This is a genomic window from Pseudomonas sp. HP_08 (assembly GCF_055284095.1).
The window spans coordinates 330000-342555 of the sequence record NZ_JBTOQC010000001.1 but is presented as its reverse complement, the minus strand read 5'-3'; the positions used below and the strand labels follow the sequence as shown (position 1 = coordinate 342555).

16 protein-coding genes and 1 pseudogene are annotated in these 12556 nt (G+C 60.3%); 6 read left to right on the top strand and 11 right to left on the bottom strand.

The genetic code is table 11. The annotated features are described in order from the left end of the window. Nucleotides 1-20: 20 nt before the first annotated feature. On the bottom strand, nt 21-542 hold the full coding sequence (gene yjgA, locus ACYAS9_RS01660) for a ribosome biogenesis factor YjgA (RefSeq protein ID WP_463566584.1): 522 nt from the start codon (nt 540-542) through the stop codon (nt 21-23). 107 nt (nt 543-649) lie between these two features. Here yjgA and pmbA point away from each other — a divergent pair, with 107 nt between their 5' ends. The 6 genes and pseudogenes from pmbA to ACYAS9_RS01630 all read left to right on the top strand — a co-directional run. Continuing rightward, complete coding sequence (gene pmbA, locus ACYAS9_RS01655; protein WP_463566583.1) at nt 650-1996, top strand: metalloprotease PmbA; 1347 nt, start codon at nt 650-652, stop codon at nt 1994-1996. Between the two features lie 227 nt (nt 1997-2223). Further along, nucleotides 2224-2619, top strand: coding sequence for a FagA protein (locus ACYAS9_RS01650; protein ID WP_463566582.1), 396 nt, complete (start codon nt 2224-2226; stop codon nt 2617-2619). Continuing rightward, on the top strand, nt 2612-3988 hold the full coding sequence (locus ACYAS9_RS01645) for a class II fumarate hydratase (protein WP_463566581.1): 1377 nt from the start codon (nt 2612-2614) through the stop codon (nt 3986-3988). The genes ACYAS9_RS01650 and ACYAS9_RS01645 overlap by 8 nt, the downstream gene beginning before the upstream one ends. 30 nt (nt 3989-4018) lie before the next feature. Next, the gene (locus ACYAS9_RS01640; RefSeq protein ID WP_463566580.1) at nt 4019-4471 is read left to right on the top strand and encodes a hypothetical protein; all 453 of its coding nucleotides are present in this window, start codon (nt 4019-4021) and stop codon (nt 4469-4471) included. Between the two features lies 1 nt (nt 4472). Then, a complete protein-coding gene (locus tag ACYAS9_RS01635; protein ID WP_463566579.1) occupies nt 4473-5084 on the top strand; it encodes a superoxide dismutase in 612 nt (203 codons plus the stop codon). 29 nt (nt 5085-5113) lie between these two features. After that, a pseudogene (locus tag ACYAS9_RS01630) lies at nt 5114-5290 on the top strand (ZIP family metal transporter); the annotation flags it as partial. 92 nt (nt 5291-5382) lie between these two features. On the opposite strand, the gene ACYAS9_RS01625 reads toward ACYAS9_RS01630, so the two are convergent. The 10 genes from ACYAS9_RS01625 to ACYAS9_RS01580 form a co-directional block, all read right to left on the bottom strand. Continuing rightward, the gene (locus ACYAS9_RS01625) at nt 5383-5655 is read right to left on the bottom strand and encodes an HPr family phosphocarrier protein (RefSeq protein WP_463566578.1); all 273 of its coding nucleotides are present in this window, start codon (nt 5653-5655) and stop codon (nt 5383-5385) included. 15 nt (nt 5656-5670) lie between these two features. Next, a complete protein-coding gene (gene rapZ / locus ACYAS9_RS01620; RefSeq protein WP_463566577.1) occupies nt 5671-6528 on the bottom strand; it encodes an RNase adapter RapZ in 858 nt (285 codons plus the stop codon). A 2-nt stretch (nt 6529-6530) separates the two neighbouring features. Continuing rightward, nucleotides 6531-6995, bottom strand: coding sequence for a PTS IIA-like nitrogen regulatory protein PtsN (gene ptsN, locus ACYAS9_RS01615; RefSeq protein ID WP_463566576.1), 465 nt, complete (start codon nt 6993-6995; stop codon nt 6531-6533). An 11-nt stretch (nt 6996-7006) separates the two neighbouring features. Further along, on the bottom strand, nt 7007-7315 hold the full coding sequence (gene hpf / locus ACYAS9_RS01610) for a ribosome hibernation-promoting factor, HPF/YfiA family (RefSeq protein ID WP_459749706.1): 309 nt from the start codon (nt 7313-7315) through the stop codon (nt 7007-7009). Nucleotides 7316-7435: 120 nt separating this feature from the next. Continuing rightward, on the bottom strand, nt 7436-8938 hold the full coding sequence (locus ACYAS9_RS01605; protein WP_463566575.1) for an RNA polymerase factor sigma-54: 1503 nt from the start codon (nt 8936-8938) through the stop codon (nt 7436-7438). A 156-nt stretch (nt 8939-9094) separates the two neighbouring features. After that, on the bottom strand, nt 9095-9820 hold the full coding sequence (lptB, locus tag ACYAS9_RS01600) for an LPS export ABC transporter ATP-binding protein (protein ID WP_463566574.1): 726 nt from the start codon (nt 9818-9820) through the stop codon (nt 9095-9097). After that, the gene (gene lptA, locus ACYAS9_RS01595) at nt 9821-10366 is read right to left on the bottom strand and encodes a lipopolysaccharide transport periplasmic protein LptA (RefSeq protein ID WP_463566573.1); all 546 of its coding nucleotides are present in this window, start codon (nt 10364-10366) and stop codon (nt 9821-9823) included. Next, nucleotides 10353-10925, bottom strand: a complete 573-nt coding sequence (gene lptC, locus ACYAS9_RS01590) for an LPS export ABC transporter periplasmic protein LptC (protein WP_463566572.1) — start codon at nt 10923-10925, stop codon at nt 10353-10355. Before lptC ends, lptA begins: the two co-directional genes overlap by 14 nt. Before the next feature lie 9 nt (nt 10926-10934). Beyond that, nucleotides 10935-11459, bottom strand: a complete 525-nt coding sequence (gene kdsC / locus ACYAS9_RS01585; RefSeq protein WP_463566571.1) for a 3-deoxy-manno-octulosonate-8-phosphatase KdsC — start codon at nt 11457-11459, stop codon at nt 10935-10937. 14 nt (nt 11460-11473) lie between these two features. Continuing rightward, nucleotides 11474-12448, bottom strand: coding sequence for a KpsF/GutQ family sugar-phosphate isomerase (locus tag ACYAS9_RS01580; protein WP_463566570.1), 975 nt, complete (start codon nt 12446-12448; stop codon nt 11474-11476). Nucleotides 12449-12556: the final 108 nt, after the last annotated feature.

Genomic DNA, 12556 nt, shown 5'->3' with positions numbered 1-12556 from the left:
GTACCAGCCCTGAATGCGGGTTAACGCAGGCCGCGCTGCACTTCGTCCAGGTCGCGGATGTACTTGAAGATCTTGCGGCTGGAGGCCGGTGGCTTGTTGTGCGCCACCTCGTGCTGGGCCTGACGGATCAGGGAGCGCAGTTGCTGGCGATCGGCGTCCGGGTACTCGGAGACGAATTTCTCCAGGACGCTGTCATCGCCGGCAATCAGGCGATCACGCCAGCGCTCCAGCGAGTGGAAGCGTTCGTTGTACTGCCGGGTCGAGCTGTCGAGCTGGTCCAGCAGGGCAAGGATGGCTTCCTGGTCCTGGTCGCGCATCAGCCTGCCGATGAACAGGATGTGGCGCTTTTTCGCGATGTTCGCGGTGTGCTTCGGCGCTTCAGCCAATGCCCGGCGCAAATTGTCGGTCAGTGGCAGCTTGTCCAGCACATCGGGTTTGAGGGTAGTCAGTCGCGCGCCCAGTTCAACCAGAGCCTGCTGCTCGCGTTTTACCTGGGTTTTGCTTTTCTCCCCGTCGAGGGAGTCGTCGTAAGAATCAACCATGGGGGCCGTCCGCAAATAAACGCCGCCATGATAACCAGTCGGGGGCCGCTTGTCCGGCCCGCTCGGTAAGTGAGCCGTGCCGAAAGCAGAATTTGATGGAGAAAGTCATGAGTGCAACCCAAAGCGTCGGCCCACAGGCCCTGCCAGCACTTCAGGAACAGGTCGAGCAGATCATCGCCGAAGCCCGCCGCCAGGGCGCCAGCGCCTGTGAAGTGGCCGTTTCTGTGGATCAGGGACTGTCGACCTCGGTGCGTCAGCGTGAAGTCGAAACCGTAGAGTTCAACCGCGACCAAGGGTTTGGCATCACCCTGTATGTCGGCCAGCGCAAAGGTTCTGCCAGCACCTCGGCCAGCGGCCCGGAGGCGATCCGCGAAACAGTGGCGGCTGCCCTGGCGATTGCCCAGCACACCTCTGAAGATGAAAGCTCGGGGCTGGCGGATCCGGCCCTGATGGCTCGCGATCTCAAGGATTTCGACCTGTTTCATGCCTGGGACATCACCCCGGAGCAGGCCATCGAGAAAGCGCTGATCTGCGAAGCGGCAGCGTTCGAGGCTGACAGCCGCATCCGCAACGCTGATGGCACCACCCTCAATACCCATCAGGGCTGCCGCGTATACGGCAACAGCAACGGTTTTATTGGTGGCTATGCGTCGACCCGCCATAGCCTCAGTTGCGTCATGATCGCCGAAGAAGGCGGCAACATGCAGCGCGATTACTGGTATGACGTCAACCGCCAGGGTACGTTGCTGGCGGATGCCGAAAGCATCGGACGCAAGGCTGCGCAACGTGCTGCCAGCCGTCTGGGCGCTCGTCCGGTACCGACGTGCGAAGTGCCGGTGCTGTTCTCGGCCGAACTGGCCGGTGGCTTGTTCGGCAGCTTTCTCGGAGCGATCTCCGGCGGCAACCTGTACCGCAAGTCGTCCTTTCTGGAGGGCGCGCTGGGGCAGCGACTGTTCCCTGAATGGCTGACCATCGATGAGCGTCCACACCTGATGCAGGCGATGGGCAGTACTTCATTCGACGGTGATGGCCTGGCGACCTATGCCAAGCCGTTCGTCGAGAATGGCGACCTGGTGTCTTACATCCTGAGCACCTACTCGGGCCGCAAACTGGGCCTGCCGAGCACCGCGAATGCGGGCGGCGTGCATAACCTGTTCGTCACCCATGGCACTGAAGACCAGGCCGCGCTGGTACGGCGCATGGGGCGTGGCCTGCTGGTGACCGAACTGATGGGCAGCGGCCTGAACATGGTGACGGGCGACTATTCACGCGGCGCGGCCGGTTTCTGGGTCGAGAACGGCGAGATCCAATTCCCGGTTCAGGAAGTGACCATCGCCGGCAATATGCGCGACATGTTCAAGCAGATTGTCGCCATCGGCAGCGATCTCGAGCTGCGCAGCAACATCCGCACCGGCTCCGTGCTGATCGAACGCATGACCGTCGCCGGTAGCTGATCGCTAACCCAGTAGGAGCGCGCTCTGCCCGCGACCGGCTGCGTCAGCAGTCGTAAAATTTCAGCGTCTCCAAAATTTTACGAGCGCTACGCACTCGGTCGCGGGCAAGCGCGCTCCTACAACCCCCTCTTTTTCCTCCCTCCAATAAACAGATTCGCCCCAGAGTCTTGTTTTGATTCTTAATCTCATTCAATAATGAATATCATTTCTTGGCTGGGTCATGGGTCATGGGGTCTGTCCTGCACGAGCTGCCTTATCTGGATCACTGGCGCGAGCTGGGTCTGCGGATCCGCTGTGGGCTGGACCCCGATGAGCCGCGGCTGATCGAGCATTACCTGGCCGAAGGGCGGTATCTGGCGCGGTTTACCGCGACGCCCAAAGCCATGATCGCGCTGACCGCCTTGCGCCTGCTGCTCGATACCGCGCGCGACACGGTTCTGCCCTGGCACTGGCGTTGCCTGTGCCTGGATCAGGCCTGGCGCCCGTTGCGCGATGTCAAGGCGCTGGCCGTGACCCCGGCCCGGCATCGGCAGTGGCAAGCCTGCGTCCATGAGCTGGCAACGTGCGTACTGCAGCCATCGATTTCTCTCACTGAACTGGTCCAAGGATATTCCGATGAGTAATACCCGTATCGAACGCGACAGCATGGGCGAACTGCAGGTGCCGGCCGAGGCCCTGTATGGCGCGCAGACCCAGCGTGCGGTCGACAACTTCCCGATCAGCCATCAGCGCATGCCCAAGCAGTTCATTCGCGCGTTGCTGCTGGCCAAGGCCGCTGCGGCCAAGGCCAACCTGGAACTGGAGCAGATCACAGAAGGGCAGAGCAAGGCCATCGTCCAGGCGGTCAGTGACCTGCTGGCAGGTGATTTCATGGTTCACTTCCCGGTCGATGTCTTCCAGACCGGTTCCGGCACCAGCTCCAACATGAACGCCAACGAGGTGATCGCCACCCTGGCGACCCGTATCCATGGCGAAGTGGTCAATGCCAATGACCACGTCAACTGCGGCCAGAGCAGCAACGACATCATCCCGACCACCATTCATGTCAGTGCGGCTCTGGCGCTGCATGAGCACCTGCTGCCGGCCTTGCAGCACCTGATTCAGGTCACCGAGCACAAGGCCACCCAAGTGCATCCGTTCGTCAAGACCGGCCGTACCCACTTGATGGACGCCATGCCGGTGCGCCTGAGCCAGGTACTCAATGGCTGGGCGCAACAGATCCGCGCCAACCTGGAAAACCTTCAGGCCCTGCAACCGAGCTTGCAATCGCTGGCTCAGGGCGGCACTGCAGTGGGCACCGGAATCAACGCGCACCCTGAGTTCGCCGCACGCTTCAATGCACAACTGAGCGCCCTGAGCGGTGTGACCTTCACGCCCGGTAAGGATCTGTTTGCCCTGATCGGCTCGCAGGACACCGCGGTGTCGGTCTCCGGCCAGCTCAAGGCTACCGCCGTGTCGCTGATGAAGATCGCCAACGATTTGCGCTGGATGAACTCCGGTCCCCTGGCAGGTCTGGGCGAGATCGAGTTGCAAGCCTTGCAGCCGGGCTCCTCGATCATGCCTGGCAAGGTCAACCCGGTGATCCCGGAAGCCACCGCGATGGTCGCAGCGCAAGTGATCGGCAACGACACCGCAATCACCGTGGCCGGTCAGTCGGGCAACTTCGAGCTGAACGTGATGCTGCCGATCGTGGCCCTGAACCTGCTGGGCAGCATTGAGTTGCTGGCCAACTCCAGCCGCCTGCTGGCCGACAAGGCCATCGCCAGCTTCAAGGTCAACCAGGAAAAACTCCAGGAAGCCTTATCGCGCAACCCGATCCTGGTCACCGCGCTGAACCCGATCATCGGTTATCAGAAGGCCGCCGAAATTGCCAAGAAGGCTTATCAGCAAGGCCGTCCGATCATCGACGTGGCGCTGGAACACACCGACCTGCAACGCAGCCAGCTGGAAGTGTTGCTCAACCCTGAAAAACTGACCGCTGGCGGCATCTGATTCACGCCCGCCATGCCTCTGGAGGTAGCTATGCAGCATTGGAAACGCACTATCGAACAGGCCAATCGCTGTTTCAATCTTGGCGAGTGGGTCGAAGCTCGTGAGTTGTACCTCCAGGCGCTGGCGCTGGCGCAGGTGTTGTTCGAGCGCTGGGCGGACCCGGACGAAGCCGTGGCCGCCTGTGTTATCTCGCATCACAACCTGGCCGATCTACACTTGAGTCTGGGGCAGCCCGAGGAGAGCGCCGAATACCTGTGCGCGATCCATCAACGCTTGCTGCAGGTTCTTCAGGATTCTCGTCTGCCCGATGCTCTGCGCCAGGCGGCGCTGCGCCACAGCAACAAGACGTATGCCGAGTTGCTGAGCTTTATCAGTGAACACGGCGAATATCCACGTACCCACCGACTGCTGAGCAGTAACAGCGAGCACACCCGCACGTCGTTGCAGAACCCCTCAGCTGGCCATTTCCACGGAGTCCATTGAAATGCCTTATAGCCTGCCTGAATTGCCTTACGCCTACGATGCTCTGGAACCGTACGTCGATACGGAAACCATGAAGATCCACCACACCAAGCATCACCAGACCTATATCGACAACCTCAACAAGGCCGTTGCCGGCACCGAATACGAGAGCCTCTCGGTCGAGGCGCTGGTGGCCAAGGTCAAAGAGCTGCCGGAAAACCTGCGTCCTGTCGTCACCAACCACGGTGGCGGTCACGCCAACCACTCGCTGTTCTGGACCATCATGAAGCCTGGCGGCGGTGGTGAGCCGACAGGCGACCTGGCCAAGGCCATCGCGGATGAGCTGGGCGGCTTCGAGGCGTTCAAGACCGCCTTCACCGATGCCGCTGTAAAGCGTTTCGGCAGCGGCTGGGCGTGGCTGAGCGTCACCTCGGAGAAAAAACTGGTGGTTGAGCACAGTGCCAACCAGGACAGCCCGCTGGAGAAAGGCAATACGCCGATCCTCGGTCTGGACGTCTGGGAGCACGCCTACTACCTCAAGTACCAGAACCGCCGTGCCGAATACATCGGTGCGTTCTACAACGTCATCAATTGGGATGAAGTTGCCAAGCGTTATGCCGCTGCGCTGGCCTGATCAACCAGGTGGATAATCCAGGGTATTTTATGCGTTCACCCATACGGTCAGCCCGCAGTGTGCGTATGTTTCGTCTGGCCTTTGGCAGTCTGTTGCTGCTGGCCGGCATGGTCTTGCTGGTGGCTCAGGCGCTGGCCTGGCTTGATCTGGAGCCTTGTGTGTTGCGGGCTCTGGAAGAAGGTGCGACCTGCGCCCTGGGGTTGGCTTCAAGCTGATCGTGTGCGCTACCCGCATTAAAAAAGGGGCTACCTGACAAACAGGGCCCCTTTTTTAGTGCCGGTCAATTCAGGTGGCGCGGTTACTCGCCCTCATCGAACTTGTTGTTGATCAACTCGACCAGGCCATCCAGTGCCTGTTCGGCGCTCTCGCCTTCGGTAGACAGATGAAGCTCGGTGCCTTTGCCGGCAGCGAGCATCATGACGGCCATGATGCTTTTACCGTCGACCAGGCTTTCCGGTGTGCGTCCGACCCGGATCTGGCAGGGAAACTTGCCGGCCACGCCGACAAACTTGGCGGCGGCCCGGGCGTGAAGGCCGAGTTTGTTGATGATGGTGATTTGACGAGCGGGCATCGCAGTTGAAATCCTTCAGCTGAGGTCGCGGTGGCGAACCTGAACGTTCTTGAGTGATTGTTGCAGGACCTTGCCCAGGCGCTCGGTCAGATAGACCGAACGGTGATGTCCGCCGGTGCAGCCGATGGCGATGGTCACGTAGGAGCGGTTGCTGGCGGCAAAGCGTGGCAGCCATTTGTTGAGGTATGTGAAGATGTCCTGAAACATTTCTTCGACGTCAGGCTGGGCTGCCAGGTATTCCATCACCACCGGATCAAGGCCCGAGTGGTCGCGCAGCTCGGGCTTCCAGTAAGGATTGGGCAGGCAACGGACATCGAAGACCAGGTCGGCATCCACCGGCATGCCGCGCTTGAAGCCGAACGACTCGATGAGAAAGGCGGTGCCGGGCTCCGGTCGGTTCAGCAGGCGCAACTTGATGGTGTCACGCAGCTGGTACAGGTTCAGGTGGGTCGTGTTGATCTTGAGGTCGGCCAGATCGATGATCGGCCCCAGCAGCAGGCTCTCGTCACGAATGGCTTCGGCCAGCGAGCGCTGCGCATTGCTGAGTGGGTGACGCCGCCGGGTTTCGGAGAAGCGCTTGAGCAAGGTGGCGTCGTCGGCGTCCAGGTACAACACATCGCACTGGATGTGCCGCGCGCGGACTTCGTCGAGCATTTGCGGGAATCGGGTCAGGTGGCTGGGCATGTTGCGTGCATCGATCGACACGGCCAGCAGCGGTTCTGCCTGCTCGCTATTGAGCAGGGCGCGCTCGGCCAGTTCCGGCAGCAGGCCGGCTGGCAGGTTGTCGACGCAATAGAAGCCGTTGTCTTCCAGAACGTCCAGCGCAGTGCTCTTGCCTGAGCCTGAGCGGCCACTGACGATGATCATGCGCATGCTCAACGGCCTTTGAGTTCTTCCAGTACGGACTGGTAAAGGTCTTCACTGCTTTGCGCGCTGCGCAGGCGTTCGCGCACATCGCTACGGTCAAGCATGCCGGCAATCTGGCTGAGCAGCTTCAGATGCTCGTCGGTGGCCGCTTGCGGTACCAGCAGAACGAACAGCAGGTCGACTGGCGCGCCATCGATGGCATCGAAATCGACCGGTTTCTCAAGGCTCAATACTGCGCTGATAGGCGACTGGCAGGCCTCGAGACGACAGTGGGGAATAGCGATACCGTTACCGAAGCCGGTCGAGCCGAGTTTTTCACGGTTCACGAGCTTTTCGAACACGTCTTGCGCGTCCAGCTCGGGCACTTCGCGGCCGATCAGATCGGCGATCTGCTCCAGCACGCGTTTTTTGCTGCCTCCCGGCACGTTCACGAGGGAACGGCCGGGGGTCAGTATGTTTTCAAGTTGAGTCATGGATTGGTTTGTTAGCGAGCGGTCGCACCCTTGAGGATGCTTTGCTGCTTTTCCTTGTGCTTGAGCAATTGTCTGTCGAGCTTGTCGGTGAGCAGGTCGATGGCCGCGTACATATCGTCATGTTCGGCGTTGGCAACGACCTCCCCACCATGAATATGCAGGGTGGCTTCGATTTTCTGCTTCAGTTTCTCGACCGTCATCGTGACCTGGACGTTGGTAATCTTGTCGAAATGCCCTTCAAGCTTCTTGAGTTTGAGCTCCACATACTCACGAAGGGGCTTGGTCACTTCCAGGTGATGTCCACTGATATTAACTTGCATACAGCTCTCTCCTTTGCCAGTGCATAAGAGGCAGGTCGGTGACCTGCCGCTGGAACGCTGTGGCCTGACACAGGCGGGCGGCGTGAGCTCTGGTGCGCTGCCCTGCAAGTGCCTCGTCCGCTACATCAGCCGCTTGCGCTCGCTGGATGGCGCTATCCCCAGGGATTCGCGGTACTTGGCGACTGTGCGACGGGCGACTTGAATGCCTTGTGCCTCCAGTAAACCAGCGATCTTGCTGTCGCTCAATGGCTTTTTCTGATTTTCCGCGGCGACCAGTTTCTTGATGATTGCGCGGATGGCCGTGGATGAGCATTCACCGCCTTCGGAGGTGCTGACGTGGCTGGAAAAGAAGTATTTCAGTTCGTATATGCCGCGCGGGGTGTGCATGAACTTCTGGGTGGTGACCCGCGAAATGGTCGATTCGTGCATGCCCACCGCTTCGGCGATGTCATGCAATACCAGAGGTTTCATGGCCTCGTCGCCATATTCGAGAAAACCGCGCTGATGCTCGACGATCTGGGTGGCAACCTTCATCAGGGTTTCATTGCGGCTTTGCAGGCTCTTGATGAACCAGCGCGCCTCTTGCAGCTGATTGCGCATGAAGGTGTTGTCGGCACTGGTGTCGGCGCGGCGCACAAAGCCTGCGTATTGCGGGTTGACCCGCAGGCGCGGCACCGCTTCCTGGTTCAGCTCGACCAGCCAGCGCTCGCTGTCCTTGCGCACGATGACGTCGGGCACGACATATTCCGGCTCGCTGGACTCGATCTGTGAGCCAGGGCGCGGGTTGAGGCTCTGGACCAGTTCGATGATCTGGCGCAGATCATCTTCCTTGAGCTTCATGCGCCGCATCAGCTGTGCGTAGTCGCGCCCGCCCAGCAGGTCGATATAGTCGGTGACCAGGCGCTGGGCTTCGCTCAGCCATGGTGTGCTGGCGTGCATCTGCCGCAGTTGCAGCAGCAGGCATTCGCTAAGGGAGCGGGCAGCGATGCCGGCAGGCTCGAATTGCTGGATGCGATGCAGTACGGCCTCGATCTCGTCGAGTTCGATGTCCAGTTCGGGATCGAAGGCTTCAAGCAGCTCTTCCAGCGACTCTTCCAGATAACCCTGGCTATTGATGCAGTCGATCAGGGTGACGGCGATGAGGCGATCGGTGTCGGACATCGGTGCCACATTGAGCTGCCACAGCAGGTGGCTTTGCAGGCTTTCGCCGGCAGAGGTGCGCGTGGTGAAGTCCCACTCGTCGTCGTCACTGCTTGGCAGGCTGCTGGCGCTGGTCTGGTAAATGTCTTCCCAGGCGGTATCGACGGGCAGCTCGTTGGGGATGCGCTCGTTCCATTCGCCGTCTTCAAGGTTGTCCACGGTGGGCGCGGATGATTCCTGATAGGTCGGTTCCTGGGTTTCGCGTTCGCTGTTGGGCTTGTTCTCGACATTGTCCGCCATAGGGTCGGAATTATCGAAGTCGTCGCCTTCTTCCTGGCGTTCAAGCATAGGGTTGGATTCCAGAGCCTCCTGGATCTCCTGTTGCAGGTCCAGGGTCGACAACTGGAGTAAGCGGATAGCCTGTTGCAGCTGCGGTGTCATCGTCAGCTGCTGGCCCATTCTCAAGACTAGCGATGGTTTCATGGCAGAGGCTCAACACCTTCATTCGCCGGCGCACGTGCGCCGTCCACTACAGGGCGCCTGAGCGCCGCCTTTTATAAGCAAGTTATATGCCTGAAATTGAAGCGCTTGCCTAGAGCGCCACGACAAATAATCCGCTGTCAACGGTCATTGTGATGGCTAGAGGCGGAACTCGTGGCCGAGGTAGACCTCTTTCACCAGCTGGTTAGCCAGAATGGTCTCTGAATCGCCTTCAGCGATCAGTTGCCCGTCGTTGACGATGTAGGCGGTTTCGCAGATATCCAGGGTTTCACGGACGTTGTGGTCAGTGATAAGCACGCCAATGCCCTTGGACTTCAGGTGATGAATGATCTGCTTGATGTCGCCGACCGAAATCGGGTCGACCCCGGCAAAGGGTTCGTCCAGCAAGATGAACTTCGGCGCAGTGGCCAGGGCGCGGGCAATTTCCACGCGGCGCCGTTCACCGCCGGACAGGCTCATGCCCAGGCTGTCGCGGATATGGGTGATATGGAATTCCTGCAAGAGGTTTTCCAGCTCTTTGCGGCGCGCGGCGCCGTCGAGCTCCTTGCGGGTTTCGAGGATGGCCATGATGTTGTCGGCCACGGTCAGCTTGCGAAAGATCGAGGCTTCCTGGGGCAGATAGCCGATGCCGGCGCGCGCGCGGCCGTGCATGGGCTGGTGGCTGACATCCAGGTCGTCGATCAGTACACGGCCTTGATCGGCCTGTACCAGGCCGACGATCATGTAGAAGCACGTGGTTTTGCCGGCACCGTTGGGGCCCAGCAAACCGACGATCTGGCCACTGTCGATGGACAGGCTGACATCGCGAACCACCTGGCGGTTCTTGTAACTCTTGGCCAGGTGCTGGGCTTTAAGCGTTGCCATTTACTCGGCCTTCTGCGGCTGTTCGGTTTTCTTTTTCGGCTGGATGACCATGTCGATCCGTGGCCGCGGTGTGGTCACCTGGCTGCCGGTGGCGCGACCCGCGCTGACGATCTGGCGCACGGTGTCGTAGACGATCTTCTCGCCTTCGGAGGTGTTGCCATCGTTGATCACCTTGGCCTTGTCGATCAGGACGATGCGATCTTGTGCCGCGTAGTACTGGATCGTGACCGCGTAGGCCTGAACGATAGGCTTGGTGGTCGAAGGCTTCTGCTCGTAATAGGCCAGGTTGCCGACCGAGGTGAAGACATCGACTTCGCCCTGGGCGTTACGCGTGATGGTCACGGTGTTGCCGGTGATCTTCATCGAGCCCTGGGTGATGATGACATTGCCCTTGTAGGTGGCAATGCCTTTCTTGTCATCGAGCTGCGCGTCGTCTGACTGGATATGAATCGGCTGGTCACGGTCTGTCGGCAGAGCCCAGGCGCTCGCGCTTCCCAGTACTGCGCCCAGGCCGAGCAAGAAAGGAAGAGTTTTAACGAGACTCATACTGTCCTCTTACGTTGGACAGCAGGTCCATCCTGCCGTCGTTCAAATACGCTTTCATCCCTTTGGCCGTAGTGACACCGCCGCCGGCGTCGATTCTAACGGCTTGCTCGGTCTGCGCATATTGCTTCTGTGGGAATACAGTCATTCGACTGCTGGTAATAATAGTCGAACGGTTCTTTTCATCGGTGCGCGCCACGCGAACATTGTCGATCAATTCGACCTGTTCGCCGCCGGGCGACACCTCGCCGCGGCTGCTCTGCACGTGCCACGGAAATGCCGTGCCGCGGTACATCTGCAGGTCCGGTCTGGTCAGCAGGCTGACGTCGGTGGCCTTGACGTGTTCGACCTTGTCGGCGGTCATTTCGTACTGCACCTTGCCGTCGGGCAGGTACTGAACGCTGCGGGCATTGATGGCGTAGTAGTCGATGGCCGTCTCGTCGGGCGTCACGGCGGGTTGCTCCATGAAGCTCTCGGGGCTGACGTTCCAGTAGCCAACGGCCGCCAGCAGGAAAGCCAGCACACCAAGTATCAGGAAAGTCCGAATCTTTTTGCTGAGCATGAGCGATTTCTACAAGTAGGCGGCGTTGGCCGCTTCAAGGTTGCCCTGGGCGTTCAGGATCAGCTCGCAGAACTCGCGCGCTGCGCCTTCGCCGCCCCGGGCGCTGGTCACGCCATGGGCGTGCTGGCGAACAAAGCTGGCCGCATTGGCGACGGCCATGCCCAGGCCAACGCGGCGAATGACCGGCAAGTCTGGCAGATCATCACCCAGATAGGCGACCTGTTCGTAACTCAGCTTCAATTCGCCGAGCAACTGGTCAAGCACCACCAGCTTGTCTTCACGGCCTTGAAACAGGTGGGCAATGCCCAGGTTTTTCGCGCGGCGCTCGACCAGTGGGGTCTTGCGTCCGCTGATGATCGCGGTGTCGACGCCCGAGGCAATCAGCATCTTGATGCCGTGGCCGTCGAGGGTATTGAAGGTCTTGAATTCGCTGCCGTCTTCCAGGAAATACAGGCGGCCATCGGTCAGCACGCCATCGACATCGAAGATTGCCAGCTTGATCTTGCTGGCGCGTTGCAGCAGTTCGTCGCTCATGGTCCGGTTCTCCATTACATGACTCCTGCGCGCAGGAGGTCTTGCAGGTTGAAAGCGCCTGTCGGGCGGTCTTCTTCGTCGACCACGACCAGTGCGCTGATCTTGTGGTCTTCCATGATTTTCAGTGCTTCGGCGGCCAGCATGTTGGCGTGGGCGGTCTTGCCATGCACGGTCATGACGTCGTCGATGATGATCTGACGAATGTCGAGCGGACGATCCAGGGTGCGGCGCAGGTCGCCGTCGGTGAAAACCCCGGCCAGTCTGCCGTCGTGTTCAAGAATGGCGGTCATGCCCAGGCCCTTGCGGGTCATTTCAAGCAGCGCATCGCGCAGTAGCGTACCGCGTTGCACCTTGGGCAGGGCATCGCCGCTGTGCATCACATGCTCGACCTTGAGCAGCAAGCGTCGGCCCAGGGCGCCGCCAGGGTGCGAAAAGGCGAAGTCTTCGGCGGTAAAGCCGCGGGCATCGAGCAGGGCGACTGCCAGAGCATCGCCCATCACCAGCGCGGCGGTGGTCGATGAGGTCGGGGCCAGGTTCAGCGGGCAGGCTTCCTGCTCGACACGGGCATTGAGATTGACATCGGCGGCCTTGGCCAGGGTCGACTCGGGGTTGCCGGTCAGGCTGATCATCTGGATGCCCAGGCGCTTGATCAGCGGCAGCAGGGTGACGATCTCGCTGGTGGTGCCGGAATTGGACAGGGCCAGGATCACATCGTCGCGGGTGATCATGCCCATGTCGCCGTGGCTGGCTTCGGCAGGATGCACGAAAAACGCCGTGGTGCCGGTGCTGGCCAGGGTGGCAGCGATCTTGCGGCCGATATGGCCGGACTTGCCCATGCCGACTACGACCACGCGGCCCTTGCTGGCCAGAATCAGTTCGCAGGCACGCACGAAGTCAGCGTCGATGTGCCCCAGCAGGCCGTCGATAGCTTCTATTTCAAGACGGATAGTGCGCTGTGCGGAATGAATCAGGTCGCTGGTTGGGCTCATGTCTGAAATCGGTCAGCCTGGGAAAAGCCAAGGATTATAGCCGTAATATCGCCTGCGCTCACGCTCTGATCGCAGCAGCAATGCTCAATTGGGCCCTTTCGGGAAACC